This window comes from Myceligenerans indicum (assembly GCF_016742955.1).
GTDB classification, from domain to species: domain Bacteria; phylum Actinomycetota; class Actinomycetes; order Actinomycetales; family Cellulomonadaceae; genus Myceligenerans; species Myceligenerans indicum.
The window spans coordinates 14761-32871 of record NZ_JABBYC010000040.1 but is presented as its reverse complement, the minus strand read 5'-3'; the positions used below and the strand labels follow the sequence as shown (position 1 = coordinate 32871).

The 18111-nt window shown below is 71.9% G+C and carries 18 protein-coding genes; 8 read left to right on the top strand and 10 right to left on the bottom strand.

Going from position 1 to position 18111, the window contains the following annotated elements:
• The first annotated feature begins 43 nt into the window (after nt 1–43).
• From HGK34_RS17105 to HGK34_RS17085, 5 genes are all read left to right on the top strand, one after another.
• Nucleotides 44–493, top strand: coding sequence for a hypothetical protein (locus tag HGK34_RS17105; protein WP_201849612.1), 450 nt, complete (start codon nt 44–46; stop codon nt 491–493).
• 138 nt (nt 494–631) lie between these two features.
• Nucleotides 632–1201 (top strand): pyridoxamine 5'-phosphate oxidase family protein, encoded by a 570-nt coding sequence (locus tag HGK34_RS17100; protein ID WP_201849610.1) that lies wholly within the window; start codon nt 632–634, stop codon nt 1199–1201.
• Nucleotides 1202–1206: 5 nt separating this feature from the next.
• Nucleotides 1207–2697: an MFS transporter gene (locus HGK34_RS17095; RefSeq protein WP_201849608.1), complete on the top strand. Its 1491-nt coding sequence runs from the start codon at nt 1207–1209 to the stop codon at nt 2695–2697.
• Nucleotides 2698–2858: 161 nt separating this feature from the next.
• Entirely contained in the window at nt 2859–3491 is a 633-nt protein-coding gene (locus HGK34_RS17090) for a DJ-1/PfpI family protein (RefSeq protein WP_201849606.1), read from the top strand.
• A complete protein-coding gene (locus HGK34_RS17085; RefSeq protein ID WP_201849604.1) occupies nt 3472–3990 on the top strand; it encodes a MarR family transcriptional regulator in 519 nt (172 codons plus the stop codon). Before HGK34_RS17090 ends, HGK34_RS17085 begins: the two co-directional genes overlap by 20 nt.
• Here HGK34_RS17085 and ilvD read toward each other — a convergent pair.
• On the bottom strand, nt 3987–5693 hold the full coding sequence (ilvD, locus tag HGK34_RS17080) for a dihydroxy-acid dehydratase (RefSeq protein WP_201849602.1): 1707 nt from the start codon (nt 5691–5693) through the stop codon (nt 3987–3989). The two genes, HGK34_RS17085 and ilvD, sit on opposite strands and share 4 nt — an antisense overlap.
• A 254-nt stretch (nt 5694–5947) precedes the next feature.
• Between ilvD and HGK34_RS17075 the strand changes: the two genes are divergently transcribed.
• Nucleotides 5948–6910, top strand: a complete 963-nt coding sequence (locus tag HGK34_RS17075) for a CapA family protein (protein WP_201849599.1) — start codon at nt 5948–5950, stop codon at nt 6908–6910.
• Between the two features lie 165 nt (nt 6911–7075).
• On the top strand, nt 7076–7882 hold the full coding sequence (locus HGK34_RS17070; protein ID WP_201849597.1) for an LLM class flavin-dependent oxidoreductase: 807 nt from the start codon (nt 7076–7078) through the stop codon (nt 7880–7882).
• 100 nt (nt 7883–7982) lie between these two features.
• Here HGK34_RS17070 and HGK34_RS17065 read toward each other — a convergent pair whose 3' ends face one another.
• Nucleotides 7983–8474, bottom strand: a complete 492-nt coding sequence (locus HGK34_RS17065; protein ID WP_201849595.1) for an NUDIX hydrolase — start codon at nt 8472–8474, stop codon at nt 7983–7985.
• Between the two features lie 286 nt (nt 8475–8760).
• Between HGK34_RS17065 and HGK34_RS17060 the strand changes: the two genes are divergently transcribed.
• Nucleotides 8761–9240, top strand: a complete 480-nt coding sequence (locus HGK34_RS17060; protein ID WP_201849593.1) for a hypothetical protein — start codon at nt 8761–8763, stop codon at nt 9238–9240.
• Nucleotides 9241–9321: 81 nt separating this feature from the next.
• On the opposite strand, the gene HGK34_RS17055 is transcribed toward HGK34_RS17060, so the two are convergent.
• The 8 genes from HGK34_RS17055 to HGK34_RS17020 form a co-directional block, all read right to left on the bottom strand.
• Nucleotides 9322–10629 (bottom strand): alpha-galactosidase, encoded by a 1308-nt coding sequence (locus tag HGK34_RS17055; RefSeq protein WP_244666878.1) that lies wholly within the window; start codon nt 10627–10629, stop codon nt 9322–9324.
• 406 nt (nt 10630–11035) lie between these two features.
• Entirely contained in the window at nt 11036–11659 is a 624-nt protein-coding gene (locus HGK34_RS17050; protein ID WP_201849591.1) for a pyridoxine/pyridoxamine 5'-phosphate oxidase, read from the bottom strand.
• The gene (locus tag HGK34_RS17045; protein WP_201849589.1) at nt 11656–12459 is read right to left on the bottom strand and encodes a creatininase family protein; all 804 of its coding nucleotides are present in this window, start codon (nt 12457–12459) and stop codon (nt 11656–11658) included. Before HGK34_RS17045 ends, HGK34_RS17050 begins: the two co-directional genes overlap by 4 nt.
• A complete protein-coding gene (locus HGK34_RS17040; protein WP_201849587.1) occupies nt 12456–13823 on the bottom strand; it encodes an FAD-binding oxidoreductase in 1368 nt (455 codons plus the stop codon). The genes HGK34_RS17045 and HGK34_RS17040 overlap by 4 nt, the downstream gene beginning before the upstream one ends.
• Nucleotides 13823–15004: an ABC transporter substrate-binding protein gene (locus HGK34_RS17035; protein WP_201849585.1), complete on the bottom strand. Its 1182-nt coding sequence runs from the start codon at nt 15002–15004 to the stop codon at nt 13823–13825. Before HGK34_RS17035 ends, HGK34_RS17040 begins: the two co-directional genes overlap by 1 nt.
• Nucleotides 15005–15030: 26 nt before the next feature.
• Nucleotides 15031–15894 (bottom strand): ABC transporter permease, encoded by an 864-nt coding sequence (locus tag HGK34_RS17030; protein WP_201849583.1) that lies wholly within the window; start codon nt 15892–15894, stop codon nt 15031–15033.
• Nucleotides 15891–16667, bottom strand: coding sequence for an ABC transporter ATP-binding protein (locus HGK34_RS17025; RefSeq protein WP_201849581.1), 777 nt, complete (start codon nt 16665–16667; stop codon nt 15891–15893). The genes HGK34_RS17030 and HGK34_RS17025 overlap by 4 nt, the downstream gene beginning before the upstream one ends.
• Complete coding sequence (locus tag HGK34_RS17020) at nt 16664–18055, bottom strand: amidohydrolase family protein (RefSeq protein ID WP_201849579.1); 1392 nt, start codon at nt 18053–18055, stop codon at nt 16664–16666. Before HGK34_RS17020 ends, HGK34_RS17025 begins: the two co-directional genes overlap by 4 nt.
• Between the last annotated feature and the right edge of the window lie 56 nt (nt 18056–18111).

Below are 18111 nucleotides of genomic sequence, written 5' to 3'. Positions count from 1 at the left end.
GTGGAGACGAGCCGGCCACAAGGGCCGGCCGGAGGGGAGAATCATGAACCGTCGCCGCATGCTCACCGTCGTGGGCACCGCCGCCCTCGCGGCCGGAGCCGCGCTGCTGCCCGCTGCCGTCGCCCAGGCCGGGGTGAGCGGGGAGGCCTTCTATGTGGACGGGACGGCCTACCGGACCGTCGGGACGCCCACCGACCTGTCCGGCACCGGAGCGCCGGACCACTCGTTCGACATCATCTACGACCTCGGCGGCAACCAGCTCAACGTTGCCGAGGCCGCTCCGGGGGACACCGACTACAACGGCGGACGCTGGATGGTCCACGCCCTGTCGTTCCCGTCCGGCTACGGCGCCGCGCTCGCGGCGAGCGACTCCGACGGTGACAACGTGCTCGGCAGCGCCGAGGAGGTGGCCGACGCGATCGGTCTGGGCCTCGCCGTCGACAACGGCGTCGTCAAGTCGTTCGAGTGCCCGGTCATCCCGCTTCCGCACTGACGACCCGCACGCCTGCGGCGGAGGCGGCAGTTCACGCCCGGGGGGGCTCGCGGACCGCGAGCACCCCGGGCGTCGCCACCCGGGGGGAGGAACTGGTCGGGTCGTGACGTGGGGTCCTGGGGCTGGCAGCATGCAAGCATGAACCTGCACGAACGGATCGACGACCGGCTGCGCCAGTTCGTCGAACGCCAGCACCTGTTCTTCGTGGCGACGGCTCCCCTCGCCGCGGACGGACACGTCAACGTCTCACCGCGCGGACTGCCCGGCACGTTCGCCGTGCTCGACGACCACACGTTCGCCTGGCTCGACGGCACGGGCAGCGGCAGCGAGACGGTGGCGCACCTGCGTGAGAACGGGCGGATCACCGTGATGTTCTGCGCGTTCGAGGGAGCGCCCAACATCGTCCGTCTCCACGGCACGGGCCGCGTCGTGACCCGCTACGACGAGGAGTACCCCGCCCTCGCGAGCCGGTTCACCGACATCCCCGGTGCCCGGGCGGTGATCGTGGTCGACGTGGAACGGGTGTCCGACAGCTGCGGCTGGAGCGTGCCGCTCATGTCGTACGAGGGCGAGCGCGACCTGCTCGGACCGTTCTTCGAGCGCAAGGGCGAGGACGGGCAGCAGGCCTACCGCCGCCGCAAGAATCTCACCAGCATCGACGGCCTCCCCGCCTACGACGCCGACCCGGTCGGCGCAATGGAGGCCTGACCCGGATGGCGACGGCCCGGCTCCGGATCGGGAGCGCGCAGGGACGGTGGGTGCTGACCGGCACCGTCATGGGCTCCAGCCTGGTCATGCTGGACGGGAGCGTCGTCAACGTCGTCCTGGCTCCGATCAGCCGGGACCTCACCGTGGGGTTCACCGGGCTGCAGTGGATCACCAACGCCTACACGCTCACGCTGGCGGCGCTGATCCTGATCGGCGGCGTGCTCGGGGACCGATGGGGGCGCCGGCGGACCTTCCTGGTCGGCACGGTGTGGTTCACCCTCGCCTCGGTGCTGTGCGCGGTCAGCGCCGGCGAAGGGATGCTCATCGCCGCCCGCGCGCTCCAGGGGGTCGGCGCTGCCCTGGTCACCCCGGGAAGCCTGGCGATCATCTCCGCCTCGTTCGATCGTGCCGACCGTGCGAAGGCGATCGGGGCCTGGTCCGGCCTGGCGGGGGTCTCCACGGCCGTCGCCCCGCTCCTCGGTGGCTGGCTGGCCGGGTACAGCTGGCGCCTGGTGTTCCTGATCAACGTGCCGCTGGCCGCGATGATCATCTGGACCGGCATCCGGCACGTCCCCGAGAGCCGGGACGAGTCCGCTACCGGGAGCCGCATCGATCTTCCCGGTGCGGCCCTGGTGGTCCTCACGCTGGCCTTCCTGACCTGGGGGCTGACCGAGGCCGGTCCCGCCGGGTGGACCCCGGCGGTGACCGGCGCCGTCGGCCTGGCGTGCCTCTGCGGGGCGGCGTTCGTGATCGTGGAGCGGCGGGCGCGCGACCCCCTGGTTCGTCTCGACCTGTTCACCGACCGCGTCTTCGCCGCGAGCAACGTCGTCACGCTCTTCATGTACGGGGCGCTGTCCCTCTACTTCCTGCTCGTCGTGCTCCAGCTCCAGCTGGTCACCGGCTGGTCACCGCTCGCCGCCGGCCTCGCCGGGCTCCCCGTCACGATCCTCATGCTGCTGCTCTCCGCACGGTTCGGGGCGCTGAGCGAACGCATCGGGCCCCGGCCGCTGATGAGCGGTGGAACCGTCCTGGCCGGCTGCGGGTTCCTTCTCGGCCTGCGGATCGACGCCGATGCCACCTACCTGACCGACGTGCTGCCCACCGCGGTGCTGCTGGGCCTCGGGCTCTCGGTGGCGGTCGCGCCCCTGACCGCGGCGGCGCTCGGTGCCGCGCCGGAGAACCTGGCGGGCATCGCGTCAGGGATCAACAACGCCATCGCGCGGAGCGCCGGCCTGCTGGCCATCGCGGTGGTGCCCGTGATCGCAGGCCTGTCCACCACGGCAACCGGTGACAGCGCAGGCCTCACCGCGGGATACCGCACGGCGATGCTCATCGGGGCCGGGCTCCTCGGCGTCGCGGCGCTCGCGTCCTGGTTCGGCCTGGCGGGAACCGGCCCGCGGGCAGGGGCACGGCAGGAGGCCGGTGCGCGGCTTCCCGTCCACCGGATGAACCAGTGCCCTGTGGACTCGCCCGCCGGGCATCCGCACGAGCGGTGAGCCCTGCCGGCTCCACGTCACCGATGCCGGGCGCCCCGTCCCGGAGTGCCTGGCCGCGGGCAGCGCTCTGCCATCCGGAGGTACCGGCTCACCCCTTGTCATTATGTCAGCATGCTGTCAAAATGACAGTCTGCTGACAACATTCTGACGAAGGAGCGGCGATGAGCGGACGGACGATCGCCCTGTACACGACCGAGACCATGGCCGACTGGGAGTACGCCTATCTGACGACCCAGGTCGCCGGCGCCGAGGCGGTCTGGCCGGGCCGGTTCACCCTCGAGTTCGCCGGTGACGGCACGGACACCGTGCGCTCGCTGGGCGGTCTCCCGGTCCGGCCCACCACGGACCTGGAGGCGCTCGCCTCGGACGAGTCGCTCGCGGCGCTGGTCATCCCCGGTGGCGACCGATACGGCCAGGGCCACGAGCGGCTCCTGGACCTGGTCGGCGTCCTGCTCGCGCGGGACGTTCCCGTGGCCGCCATCTGCGGGGCGACCTACCTGCTGGCCCGGGGTGGCCTGCTCGACACCCGCCGGCACACGTCCAACGACGCGTCCTTCCTGCGGATGAGCGGCTACCAGGGCGGGGACCACTACGTGGATGCTCCCGTGGTGACCGATCAGGGCATCACCACGGCGAGCGGCCTGCAGGCGATCCCCTTCACCGCGGCGGTCGCGCGTCTCACGGGTCTTCAGCCCGAGCCCGTCGTCGACGCCTGGGAACAGCTCTACGACACCCGCCGGCCCGAGCATTTCTACGCCTTGAGGGAGGCCACCCGTGAGTGGCAGGACGCCTGAGGGGGACGCGCTGACGGCACTGGTGCTGCCGGCCTTCGCACTGAACGGCGAGTTCCTGGCCGCGGCTGCCATGATCACCGCCCCGCACGAGCTCACGCCCGCCCAGTGGCAGGTGCTGGGCGCCGTGCTGGACGGGCCGCTGCCGGTCTCGGAGATCGCCCGGCGCATCGGTCTGACCCGGCAGAGCGTCCAGCGGGTGGCGAACGACGTGGCCGGCCGCGGCTGGGCCGAGTGGAGCGACAACCCCCGCCACCGTCGTGCGAAGCTCCTGGTCCCCACCGAGCGGGGCCGGGAGGCCATCGGCGCGATCGTCGTCGAGCAGCAGGAGTGGGCGGACGCCGTGGGTGCACGGTTCACGGCGGAGGACCTGCGCGCGCTGACAGAGCTTGCCGGCCGGGTCGTCGCTGCCTCCCGCGCGTACCGGAACGCCACGCGTACCGGGCCGCCGAGCGGGCCGGGGGCAGACCCGGGCCCGGCGGCCGCACGATCCGGGGCCTAGCGCAGCACGGCTCCCGTGGACGCCGACTGCACCAGCTTCGTGTACTTGGCGAGCACTCCGCGCGTGTAGCCGTGGGGGAGCGGCTCCCAGCCCGTCCTGCGGGCGTCCAGCTCCTCCGGCTCGACCAGCAGGTCGAGGGTCTTGGCGGCCACGTCCAGCCGGATGCGGTCGCCGTCCCGCACGAACGCGACCGGCCCGGCGTCCACGGCCTCCGGCGCGATGTGTCCCACGCACAGGCCGGTGGTGCCGCCCGAGAACCGGCCGTCGGTGACGAGCAGCACGTCCTTGCCCAGGCCCGCACCCTTGATCGCGCCGGTGATGGCGAGCATCTCGCGCATGCCGGGCCCGCCCTTGGGGCCCTCGTAGCGGATGACGACGACGTCGCCCGCCTGGATCGTGCCGTCCTCCAGGGCGTCCAGCGCGGCGCGCTCGCGCTCGAAGACGCGCGCCGTGCCCTCGAACACGTCCGAGTCGAAGCCGGCCGACTTCACGACGGCGCCCTCCGGGGCGAGTGACCCGTGCAGGATGGTGATGCCGCCTTCTGCGTGGATCGGGTTCTCCATGGCGCGCAGGATCTTGCCGTCCGGGTCGGGCGGGGCGATCTCGGCGAGGTTCTCGGCCATGGTGCGGCCCGTGACGGTCAGGGCGTCCCCGTGCAGCAGCCCGGCGTCGAGCAGCGCCTTCATCACCACGGGCACGCCGCCGATGCGGTCGACGTCGTTCATCACGTACTGCCCGAACGGCTTGAGGTCGCCCAGGTGCGGGACGCGGTCGGCGATGCGGGAGAAGTCGTCCAGAGTGAGTTCCACCTCGGCCTCGTAGGCGATGGCGAGCAGGTGCAGCACCGCGTTCGTGGACCCGCCGAACGCCATGACCACCGCGATCGCGTTCTCGAACGCCTCCTTGGTGAGGATGTCGCGTGCCGTGATGCCGTGCCGCAGCAGGTTCACCACGGCCTCGCCCGAGCGGTGGGCCCAGGTGTCGCGGCGGCGGTCGGCCGACGGCGGCGCGGCCGAGCCGGGCAGCGACATGCCGAGCGCCTCGGCCGCCGAGGCCATCGTGTTGGCCGTGTACATGCCGCCGCAGGCACCCTCGCCGGGGCAGATGGCGCGCTCGATCCGGCCGACGTCGTCCTCGCTCATCAGCCCTCGGGAGCACGCCCCGACGGCCTCGAAGGCGTCGATGATCGTGACCTGCTTCTCCGTGCCGTCGGTGAGCTTCACCCAGCCCGGCATGATCGAGCCCGCGTAGAGGAAGACGCTCGACAGGTCCAGCCGGGCGGCGGCCATCAGCATGCCCGGCAGCGACTTGTCGCACCCGGCCAGCAGCACCGACCCGTCCAGCCGCTCGGCCTGCATCACGGTCTCCACCGAGTCGGCGATGACGTCGCGGGACACGAGCGAGAAGTGCATGCCCTCGTGCCCCATGGAGATGCCGTCCGAGACGGAGATGGTGCCGAACTCCAGCGGGTACCCGCCCGCGGCGTGCACGCCCTCCTTGGCGGCCTTGCCCAGCCGGTCGAGGGAGAGATTGCAGGGGGTGATCTCGTTCCACGAGCTGGCGACGCCGATCTGCGGCTTGGCGAAGTCGTCGTCGCCCAGCCCCACGGCACGGAGCATCCCGCGGGACGCGGTGGCCTCCAGGCCATCGGTCACCTGGCGGGAGCGGGGTTTGACGTCGACCGGGTTCTCGTCACTGCTCATGAATCCTCCTCGGGCCGCCACGACCGTATACCGCGGGGCGGGTCGCGGCGAGGTGTCGCCCGGGCCCGGGGCGTCGTGCATCAGCCGTGGACGCATGTCTCGCGGTCCGTGGCGGCCCGTGCGGCGAACGGCGTCCGGAAGGTGGGCGCGGCGAAGCGGGGCCGTCAGGTGCCGGCACGTGGCCCGGCCTCGCGCGGGCGCGCTCTTGGCCCCGGGCGGCATGCGGAGGCAAGCTGGGTAGGAGGTGGTGTGTCATGAAGATCGCGCTGGCGGGCGACACCATGCTCGGCCGCAAGGTCGCCGAACGCCTCGCCGTCGTCCCGCCGGTCGCGCTGTTCAGCGACGAGCTCGTGGAGGTCGCGCACGAGGCGGACCTGTTCGTCCTGAACCTGGAGTGCGCCGTCTCCGCCCGTGGCACACCCTGGCCGGATCCCGCCAAGCCGTTCTTCTTCCGTGCCCCGCCCCTCGCCGCCCGGGTGCTCCGGCACCTCGGGGTGAGCTGTGTGACCCTCGCCAACAACCACGCCCTGGACTTCGGCGAGCAGGCGCTCCTCGACACGTTCGACCACCTCGCCGATGCGGGGATCTCCTGGGCGGGGGCGGGTGTCGACGAGGCCGCGGCCCGCGCCCCGGCCGTTCTCGAGGCCGCGGGGCTTCGGGTCGGCGTCGTCTCCGTCACGGACCACCCCGCCGCCTACGCCGCGGGCCCCGGCCGTCCGGGGGTCGCCTTCGCAGAGCTCCACCGCGGAACTCCGGAGTGGCTGTCGGCCACGATCGGCGGGCTGGACACCGACGTCGTCCTGGTGATGCCGCACTGGGGCCCGAACATGGTCACCCACCCCCTCCCGCACGTCCGGTCGGCCGCGAAGGCCTTCCGTGAAGCCGGTGCGACCCTTGTCGCCGGTCACTCGGCGCATGTGTTCCACGGCGTCGACGACTCCGTCGTGTACGACCTCGGCGACTTCATCGACGACTACGCCACGCACCCCCAGCTGCGCAACGACCTGGGGCTCCTGTTCTTCGTGACGTTCGACGACGGCGGCCGGCCCGTCCGGCTCGAGGCCGTGCCGCTGGCGCTGGACTACTGCCGTACCCGCCTCGCGGCACCCCACGAGGCCCACTGGATCACCGAACGGTTCCGGCGCGCCTGCACGGCGTTCGGCACCGAGGTGACCGCCGTCGGCCGCCGGCTCGTCGTGGAGTGGGACGGCCCGTGAGCGCCGCTCGCCGTGTGCGCCTCGACCCCTGGCCAGGAGGACCGCGTGTCCCGGCCGCGGAGACAGGGGCCTGATCTCATAGGATGTCGGGGACGACGGCGGCCTGGACGTCAGCGACCGTCGCGCTCGTGACCGCTGACCTGCACCGGCGTGGGGAGTCCAGGCATGACCAGGTCTTTTCGGTTCGGGGTGGTCGCTCCACCGGCCACCGACGTGTCTGCGTGGCGGGACCGGGTGCGGCGGTTCGCCGACAGCGGCTATTCGACGCTGCTGATGCCCGACGTGCCGCGCTGGGCACCGGCGCCCGGCCCGGCTCTCGCCTTCGCGGCGGCACGCACACCCCTGCGGGTAGGAACCTGGGTGTACGCCTCGCCGCTCCGCCCGGCCTGGAGCACCGCCTGGGAGGCGCACTCCCTGTCGGTCCTGACCGAGGGCCGGTTCGAGATGGGCATCGGTACCGGCCGGCCCGGGATCGAGGACGAGCTCCGGGAACTCGGCATGCCCACCGTCCTGCCGCGCGAGCGCCTGGACCGGGTGCGGGAGACCGTGGCGACGCTACGGGAACTGGACGGTCCCGACCGGCACACGCCGGTCGTCATGGCGGTGCGGGGGCCGAAGGCCCAAGCGCTGGCCGCCGAGGTCGCCGACACGGTCACCATCGCGGCGATGCCGGACGACACCCGCGCGTTCGTCACCGGTATGGTGCGCGCCTTCCGCCCCGGCCGGGACGTCGAGCTCGCGCTCCATGTCCCGGCAGTGGGAGACACGGTGGCACCGTTCATGGCACCACCCGACCTCGATCCGGCCGCACTGCGGGCGGCGGACTCGCTGGCCTTCCTTCCCGATGACCCGGTGGCGGCCACCGAGGAGATCCAGCGGCGGCGGGAGGAGATCGGCTACACCTACTTCGTCGTCGGTGCCGTTGCCGCCGATCGGCTCGCAGCGGCGGTCGCCGAGCTCGCCGGGCGATAGCCGGCCCGTGAGGCGCGGGGAGGGTGCGTGTCACCGCGGAGCGGCCGCGAGCCGTCGTCCCGGCCGGTAGGCGGGTGCGCCCGGGCTCCGGGCTTGCCCCTCAGGGAGCAGCGCCCGCGAGCAGGCCTTCCAGGCGGTCGACGAACGCGGCCTGTGCGCTCACCGCGAGGCGGCGCGCGTCGTCGGGCGTGAGCCACGCGACGCGGTCGATCTCCGGGACCTCGATGCGCTTCCCCGATCGCGGCGGCCATTCGATCTCGACGGTGTTGCTCTCGATGCGCTCCAGACCGGGCGCCGGCCGAGGCCATTCGCGGGCCCAGGCCAGGACCCTCTTGCCGGCGCGCTGCCGGACCTCGCCCAGCTCGAGGTCCGGGACCGGCGGCGACGGCAGCTCCCGCCCGAGTTCCTCGCGCGCCTCGCGCAGCGCCGCGGCGTGGGGATCCTCGCCGGGACCGATCTCGCCCTTGAGCACGGTCCACGCGCCCGCGTCCTTGCGCGCCCAGAACGGCCCGCCCATGTGGCCGAGCAGGACCTCGATCCCGTCGTCGGGCAGCCGCCGGTAGAGCAGGAGGGCCGCGCTGGTGGTCGCCATGGAGGCAGTCTCGCGCGGGGCCGCCAATGCCTCCAGTCGGTGATGCCGCCGGCTACGCGTCGGGACGCCGGCGTTCACGGAATGAGGCGAGGGCCGCCGGGGATTCCTCGGAGACATTTCGGCGAGCGTGCCGTCATCACGAGGCTGGCCTAGTCTCGAACGGAGGGTTCTTGTCGTCGAAAGAGGTCGGGCTCAGCCGAACTCACCAGGATTTCGGCGCGTGACAGGTTGTTGTGCCGAGAACGTCAACTGGACCGGATTTCACTGAAGGGACAGGAAGATGCGCATGACATACAGGATTCTCGCGATGCTGGTGGCACTCGGAGTGCTCGTGCAGGCCGCCGTCATCGCCTGGGCCTTCTTCGGCTTCGCCAAGTGGATCGACGAGGGCAACACCTTCACCCAGGAGATGATGGAGTGCGAGGACTGTGCGTGGAACTTCACCGAGGAGAGAGGCTTCATGATCCATGGCCTCAGCGGGTCATTGATCATCCCGGTGATCGCACTTCTTCTCGCGATCATCTCGTTCTTCATGAGGAGCAGGGCGCTCCTGCTGTGGGGGGTCATCACCTTCGTCCTGGTGGTCATCCAGTCGCAGGTTCTCCCGGCGCTGGGGCATTCGTACCCGGTCTTCGGGGCTCTGCACGGACTCAACGCCCTGCTGGTCTTCATCGCGGCACTCATCGCCTGGCGCAAGGCCGGGGCTCCGGCACCCGTCCCGGCGGAGCCCGAGGGCGCGACCGGCAGACCGACGCCGCCCGGATGAGCACCGTCCTTGCGGGCGGCAAGGAGGTGGCCGGTGCCGTCCCGCGCCGGGACGACATCGGTCTCCGCGTGCTCGCCGCCGTCAGCCGTCCCGTCGGAGCAGCGCCGCGCCGTGTGGCGGCAGGTCGACGCGGAGCGCCGCGCTGCCGGGGGAGACGCCGCGGGCGTCGTCGGACTGCGTGGTGACCGGTTCCAGCGGGACCTGCTCGCCGCTCCACAGTTCGCGGACGGTACCGCCGGGCGGGAAGTCCAGGTCCCCGGCGTCGAGCACCGCGTCGAGCGGTTCGTCGCCGAGGTTGAACACCGCCGCCCAGCGCACGCCGTCGTCCCCCTCGGCACCCCACAGGACGAGCGGGCCCTCACGGAACAGCTCACGGTTGCCGGTGGAGCGGGCGTGGACATCGAGCACGTCGGTGTTGGCCAGCAGCGCGATCGTGTCCGGGTCCGACGACGGCAGGTCGCCACCCACCATGAGCGGCGAGCGGGCCATCACCCAGAGCGTGAGGAGGGAGATGCGCTCCGGCCGGGTGAGGCGGTCGTCGCGGGGCTCGCCCCGTTCGGCGCGGAGGCCGATGCGGCCGAGCGGCAGCATGTCGCCGTCGGGCCAGCTCTCGGGTCCCGCGTGGGGCGCCCAGCGGGCGAACCGCGCGAAGTTGGCCTCGACGTCCTCCCAGCGGTCCCACAGGTCGTCGCAGATCCGGAACATGGTGGCGTGCCGGCGCAGGTGGTCGAGGCGGGAGAGGGAGAGGTCGCGTCCGGGGGAGAGGGAGAGCGCGATGGGACGGCCGGTGCGCTCGATGGCGCGGGCGTAGGCGGCGATGTCGTCGGCCTGGTAAGGCCAGAGCATGTCGTCGGCCTTGATGAAGTCCACGCCCCAGTCCGCGTACAGCGCCAGGGTGGAGTCGTAGTAGGCCCCCGCCGCGGGGTGGGTGTGGTCGAGGCCGAGCATGTCCGGGTTCCACTCGCAGACGTTCGTGTCGTCCGCGACGACGTCGGCCGTCACCGAGGTCCCGAGGATCGGTGTGCGGCGCGCGACGGCGCGGCGGGGGATGCCGCGCATCGTGTGGATGCCGAACTTCAGGCCGAGCGCGTGGATCCGGTCGGCGAGGGGGCCGAAGCCGGCGCCGCCGGCCGAGGACGGGAAACGGCCCGGGTCCGGGACCAGGCGGCCGTGGGCGTCCAGGTGGAGGGGCGCGTCCGTGTTGTAGCCGTGGGACCGGGCGGTCGGGTCGGACCAGTCGATGTCCACCACCACGGTGTCCCAGCCGTACGGCAGCAGGTGCTCGGCCATGAACCGGGCGTTGGCCAGTACCTCGTCCTCGGTGACCGTGGTGCCGTAGCAGTCCCAGCTGTTCCAGCCCATCGGTGGGCGGGCGGTGTGGATTTTCATCGTTGTAGTCTCGCAGACGGCGGGTGCGCGATGGTCCGGATTCCTGACACGGTCGGCGACCTGGGCGTCGTCGCAGATCTTCGTGCGGGCACGGTGACCGCACAGATCGATGTCGACGCCCCGAAGGACGGTCGTCCGCGTACCCGCGTCAACTGGCTGCTGCGCCAGCTCAAGGCAGGACGAGAGTGCGGTGTCGTAGTTCTCAGGGCGCGGCCTGCGGACGGGATGGCCCGGAGCCTCGGCCGACCTGCTCAGGGGAATGACGCCTGCTGCCCGTCCAGCCTCGGTTCACGCCCGAGGCGGCTCCGTCCGTCAGGGGATCAGGTGGCAAGGCGCGCGCCTGACGGGGGAGGTCACGATCGTGACAGGCGCCTACGGTCCCGGCAGGCGCCGCCCCGCCGGATGCTCACCCGGCAAGTGCCTCCATCTCCCAGACCCCCGCCGGCCGGCGGTAGCGCACGCGGCGGCTGGGTCCGTCCGCGGATCCCTCCCAGAACAGGATGTCGGCCGGTCGCAGGGCATAGCCCACCCAGTTCGGCGGCGGCTCCAGGTCCGGATGCCCCTGGTCGAAGGCCGCCCAGCGTCGTTCCCTCTCGGGGCGGTCGAGACCGGCGAGCTCCGGGGTGTTGAGCCAGGCCAGCACCTGCAGGTAGCGAGAGCGGCGAGCGAAGGCGATCCGCCGCTCCCGTGCCGAGGACTGCGACACGGGGCCTCGCAGCACCACCTGTCTCGCCTCGGCGTCCCAGCGCACGACGAGTGCGGCACGCGGGTGTGCGAGCAGCTGCGCCGACTTGCGGCTGTCGGTCGCTGAGTGGAACGTCACCGTGTCGCGGGTGACCGAGGAGAGCAGGACTGTGCGTGCGTCAGGCAGGCCCGCCTCGTCGACGGTCGCCAGCGTCGCGCACGGCCGGTCCGGGTCGTCGTTCGCGGGCGCCCAGTCGCGCAGCAGCGCGAAGGGGTCCGCGGGTGCGTGCCCGTCGAGGACCGGTCGTCGCGTCCGCGCCGCCGGGACGTCGTTCCTGTCGCTCATCCGGCGTGCCGGAAGCGCGCGACCTCTGACAGCGCGCGCGAGACGAAGGACACGCCCTCTTCGACGAGCTGCCGGCCGTACTCCGCCGTGGCGCCCGTCGGGTCGCCGATCACGCCGCTCGCGCCGAAGTCGTCGGACGTCCACCCGAAGCTGACGGGGTAGCCGTTGAAGCCGATGGTCTCGTAGTCGGCGAGATGCTCGGGCACGTTGCGCACGGCGGCCCGCATGTCCACGAGCTCCGGACGCAGCGCGAGCATGACGCTGGTCTCCGAGTGCCCCGCGTGGATGCCCATGCCGAGCTCGTCGCGCCCCTGCGTGCCGTCGCCGGCACGCTGGACGCCCGATCCCATGCTGAACGTCCGCAGCCCGGAGCGCCGCCGGATCTCCCGGTTGACGACCTGCAGCAGCGCGGTGTTGCCGCCGTGGCCGTTGACGAACACCAGGGTTCCCGCCCCGGTGGCAGCCACGGACCGGCCGACGTCGACGAGCGTGCGCCACAGCGTCGACGCCTCGAGCCAGATGGTTCCCGGCGCCCAGTGGTGCTCGTCGCTCTTGCTGACCGCGAGCGGGGGGAGCAGCCAGGCGTCCACCCCGTCCGCAGCCGCCCGCGCGACGGCGGCCGTCGCGATGGCGTCGGGGATGACCAGATCCGTGCTGAGCGGGAGGTGGGCACCGTGCTGCTCCAGTGCGCCGATCGGCTGCACGACGATGGAGCTCTCGGCCAGCAGGCGGGCCGCCCTGGGCTGGGGCAGATCGGTGAGCAGCCGGTTCATGGAGTCACCGCTCCCGGGCTCGGTCATCGGATGGATCCCTTCGTGGGCCCGGCGTACCCGGGGTTGAGCTTTCCAGGATTGAGCAGCCCGCGCGGGTCGGTCTCCCGCGCGAGCGCGACCGTGCGCGGCAGCTCGAAGTCGACGTTCCACTGGTGCGGGTTGTGCACGTTCACGCCGATGGCCGTGAGGCGCTCGATCGCCCCCTCGACCTCGTCGGGCCCGCGGTACTCCGCCGCGAGCATGCCGATCGGGACGGTGTGCCCCGCTTCGACGTGCAGCAGGCCGCCGCCGATCGTCTGCTGCACGAGGCGGGCGTCGTCGGCCAGGATGTCGCCGCCCACCTCCAGGTGGTAGTAGAACCCGGGTCGCGTCTTCTGCAGCCACTCGATGGGGTGGTTGTAGCTCAGCGTCGAGAGCCGGGCCGACGCCTGCGCACCGGGGCGTACGTCCTCGACCCGTCCCCCTGCGGTCTCGACGAGGGCCCTCGTCCGGCCGAGCGCGTCAGGGGCGACGATCGCGCGCAGACTCGAGCGTCCCCCGGGGATGGCGGGGTCCGGGGGCAGCGCCTGCGAGATCTCGGCCGGGTCGGCCGATACGAGGCGCGGACGCGGTGCGAGCAGCCCGATCTCCCGGATCACGCTCAGCGCCCCGTCGAACCCGGGGAACGAGGCGTAGAGCGCCTGCCAGTCCACGAGAGGCTCCAGGCGGACCCACGTGCGGGCGATGATGCCTGCCGTGCCGTAGTTGTGCACGTAGTGCTGGGCCGCGTCCCCTTCCACGTGCCGCATCCCGGAGCCGTCGGCGCCCACGACGTCGAGCGCGACGACGAAGCCCATGTGGTTCGCGCCGTGCTCGATGGTCCCGGTACCGCCCGAGCCGCCCGCGAGGAAGCCGCCCACCGACGAGTTGATCGTCGACGGATACATCCACAGCTGCTGCCCCGTCTCGCGCGCGGCCTGTTCCAGGGCGAGCATCGTGGCCCCGGCCTCCGCCGTGATGACGCCGTCCGCGACGGCCACGACCGCCCGGGCGCGCGACATGTCCAGGACCAGGCCACCGCGCGAAGGGATGGCCTGCCCGTAGTTGCCCGTCCCCTTGCCGCGCGGTGTCACAGGAACGCCGAGCGTGACCGCGGCGTGGACCACCTCCTCGATCTGAGCGGCCGTGGTCGGGAAGGCGACGAGTTGCGCGAGGCCGAGGGGGAGGAGTTCGCTGATGACCGGCGACATCCGTGCCCCGTCGACGGACGCGCGTTCGAGCAGGCGCGTGTCCCTGGAGACGCCGCGGGAACCGAGCACCGCCACGAGGCGTTCGTGCAGGACGGCGATGGTGTCCGCATCGACCGTGTCCTGTCCGGCCGCGACCTGGCGGTCGGTGTCCTGGCAGGTCATCAGAGCCCGATCGACTGGTCGATGAACTCGTTCGTGTAGATGTCCTCGGGCGTGAGGTCGGGGTCGACGTCGGCGGCGATTCCGCTGAACAGGTCCATCCCGATACCGAAGAACGACTCCACGCGCTCGGGGTCGAAGTCCCCGATGTACGCGTTGTCGCCGTTGGAGATGATGCTGTCCGCCACGAGGGTCTCGACGGCGTACCGCGCGCCGGCGTCGGTGTAGGTCCAGCCGTTGTCGTACTCCTCCACGAGCTGGAGGATGAGGGCGGTCGCGTCGGAGGGTTCCTCGACGAAGTCGACGACGGCCTGCTGCATGACCGGCACGAGCTCGGTGAGGCACGGTGAGAGCTCGTCGAGCCGGTCGGCGCGCACCGACACGGCGGAGCCGTAGATGTCCCAGCCGGTCGAGGAGATGAGCGCGTAGTCGATCGGCTTGCCCCATGCGGGGACCTCGTTGGCGTAGATGTAGGGTTCGGCAGACGCGAAGCCCTGCTGCGCGGAGATGCCGCCGTCCGTCACGAACCCGGCGGGAGTGCCGTCATAGCTGCCGTCGGTGAGCTCCTCGGGGACGGTGCCCGAGGCGATGAGGTACTCCATGTAGGCCGCGCCCCCGAAGTAGCGCCATGCGCCGCCCGACTCCTGGAGTGCGTCCACGAGGCTCGGGATGTCATGGACGTCGGGATAGGTCTCGGGATCCCACATCACCATCTGGGGGTTGACGTCCATCTGCGCCAGCACGCCGACGACAGGTGTCGTCGCGGAGCTGGAGATCGCCGCGTCCGAGTGGACGTAGCCGAGCGTGATCGAGTCGTCCTGGTACATGAGGGACTGGACGGTGCTGAAGCCGACGGCCGGACCGCCGGAACGCACCTCGAGGTCCACGCCCGTGTACTCGTCACCGGCCATGAGCGGGCCGGACACCGACTTGTTGTCGGCGTCGACGGTGTACTCGTCCCCCAGCATCTCGTAGAGATGGCCGTGCTCGGCCTCGGGGTTCCAGTCGGTCTGGACGACGATCGTGGCGGGGCAGACCTCGGACAGGTCGACGGCGCCGATCTCGAGGTCGGTGGCCGAAGCGGACGCGTCATCGGTGCCGGGGGAGCACGCGGTGAGCGCAAGCGCGGCGATACCCAGGAGGGACGTGGCGGCCAGGTGGCGGCGGCGCGGGTTGGAGGGCATGGTTCTCTCTTTCCGGGGGGGGCGGGTCAGGACTTCGTCGCGCCGTACCAGCGGCCGACGACGAGGCGGGCCAGGAAGCCGAACGTCACGAAGATGACGACGCCGAGGAGTGCCGCGACAAGGACCGAGGCGTAGAGCTCGGGCGCGAGCAGGCGCGAGGTGTAGGTGCTCATCAGGGAGCCGAGGCCAGGGGTGCCCCGGCGGAAGAAGTAGTCGCCGACGATCGCGCCGACGACCGACAACCCGGCCGAGGTGCGCAGGCCGACGAACATCGCGGGCAGAGCGGCGGGAAGCTGGAGCTTCCACAGCGTGGTCCAGCGGCTCACCCGCTGCAGCCGGAAGAGCTCGTGGTGCGATCGATCGACCGACTGCAGGCCGAAGAGCGTGTTCGACACCATCGGGAACAGGGCGATGAGCACGCACACGATGACGCGGGCGGGCAGCCCGTAGCCGAACCAGAACCCGATGAGCGGGACGAGGGCGAGGATCGGGATGCACTGCAGGATGACCGCGTACGGGTAGAGCGACCGCTCCGCCCATTGGGCCTGGAGCATGACGATCGCCCAGCCGACCCCCAGGACCACTGCGATCGCCAGACCGATGAAGGCCACCAGGACCGTCTGCCCGAGCGCCTCGACGATCTCCGGCAGCACGATCGGGTCCCCGAGCCCCTCGGTGATCACGCGGTGCGGCGCGGGAAGGAGGAAGCTCTGGTCGCCCAGCAGGGCGCTCGCGGCGGTCCAGGAGCCGAGGATGACGACGAGAACCGCGAGCGGCGGCCAGACGGTCGCGAGCAGGGCGCGACGACGTCGTCCCGAGACGGGCGCGGTCGCTCCGGGCGTCGTGGTGTCCGGCGCCGTCGTGCTCGGGGTGTTGGCGAGCTGGGTCATGCGTGTGCCTCCTTGAGCGAGTGCGAGACACGTCCGACGAGCTCGCCGAACTCCGCCGTGTAGCGCACCTCGGGGTCTCGCGGCAGGTCGAACGGCACGTCCACGACGTCGACGATCCGTCCTGGGCGTCCCGACATGACGATCACGCGGGTCGACAGGTACACCGCCTCGGCGACGGAGTGGGTGATGAAGAGGCCGCCGAACCCGCGCTCGGCGAACAGGCGGAGCAGCTCGTCGTTCAGGCGCTGGCGGGTGATCTCGTCGAGCGCCCCGAACGGCTCGTCGAACAGGAACAGGTCGGGGTCGAGGGTGAGCGATCGGGCGAGCGAGGTCCGCATCCGCATGCCACCCGAGAGCTGCCGTGGCAGCGAGGACTCGAATCCGGCCAGGCCCACGAGGTCGATGGCCTCGGCCGCCGCCTCCGCGCGCTCAGCGGCGGGCAGACCGTTCAGCTCGGCGAGCAGTTCGACGTTCCGCCGTACGGAGCGCCACGGCAGGAGCGTCGCGTCCTGGAACACGAATCCGACGCGGTCGGTGCTCGTCTCGCAGGTGCCGTCGGTGTGACTCTCGAGCCCGGCGGCGATGCGCAGGAGCGTGGACTTGCCGCAGCCCGACGGGCCGACGACGGTGACGAACTCACCCCGACGTACCGTGAGGTCGACCCCTTCGAGCGCTGTCGTGCCGGTCTCGTACGTCATGCCGATGTCGCGGAACTCGACGAGAGTCTCGCCAGGTGTCGTGCGGGCCGCGGGATCGACGGCGGGAATGGTCATGCGGCGTCCTCCTTGCTGTTGCCGGACATGCCGTTTCGGGACCTGTCGGATCGGGACGTGCCGTCGCCGTGTCCGGCATCCGGCCCGGGGCCGGACCCAGCAGCGGAACCGGAGTCGGTGTCGATGTCGGTGTCGATCCAGCGGGTGGTCGTGGTGCGGGCGACGACGCGTCCGCGGGAGATGACGATGCGGTCGGCGGGCGCCGTTGCCATCGCCTCGGGCAGGGACCGCGCACGTACGGCGAGCAGTTCGGCCGCCGCGCCGACCCGGGGGCCGGCGTCGGGCAGGCCCATCACGGAGCGTGCGTCGTCGCTCACGGCGCGCCAGGCGTCCTCGATGGGGAGGTGCCCGGCGACGACGAGCAGCATCGCCGTCTCGAAGGCGTCGGCCCGGCCGAGCGGGTTGAACGGGTCGCGCACGTTGTCGCCGCCCGCGGCGGTCAGGACGCCGGCGGCGCGCAGCCGGTCGAGGGGCGCGATGCCCCGGGGTGTCCCGACGGGCTCCTGCCGGCCCTGGAGCCACAGGTTCGTCATGGGGTTGGCGATGACGCCGATGCCGGACGCGGCCACGGTCTCGGCGACGACGTCGAGCTGCGGGGCCGGCATGGTCGACAGCCGGACGCAGTGGCCCGCCGAGCGCACGACGGTCCAGTCGAGCGTCCGCTCCGCGAACGCCATGAGCGTGTCGCCGCGACGCAGGTCCTCGTCGATGTGCAGGTCGACGCCGACGCCGCGTCGCTCGGCGATGTCCAGCAGCCGGTGCAGATCGGCGAGCTGGTCGTCGGCGAGGTGCGGGGACCCGCCCACGAGGTCGGCGCCGGCATCGAGCGCGGCCGTGATCCTGTCGTCGGCCGTGTCCGGGCCCGCCAGCGCGGCGATCTCCAGGTGTACGCGGCCGGAGAACCGCTCCCGCACCTCGGCCAGGGCGCGCACGGCGCGTGTGGGATCACCTTCGGCGGGGACGTCGGCGTGCGTGCGGACGGCGGTCGTGCCGTTGGCGAGGTACTGCGTGACGGCGAGCGTCGCACGCCCGGCGATCTCGGTGCTGTCGATGGTGGCGGCGTAGGCACGCCAGGAGGCGATCGCCGTGCGCAGGTCGCCCGACGGCGGCCGGACGGCGTCCCATGAGAGCGCCTTGTCGAGGTGGGCGTGCGGGTCGGCGGGTGCCGTCAGCAGGAGATACCCGGCGAGGTCGAGTTCCGTCGCGCCGGAGGGGCCGTCGGCAGGACTGTCGGGCACGCCGTCGGCGAGGTCCTTGAGCGGTGTGCCGGCAGGTTCGTGGCCGGCGGGCGTGATCCACGCGATCCGTCCCGCCGCGAGCGAGACGTCGACGACGGAGCCGTCCACGAGCGTCGCGCGGCGGAGGCGAATCGGGGCCGAGGTCTTCATGTCACGCACCTTGTGTCAGAATTCGGATGTTGATCTGATCAACATCAGTGACCGTA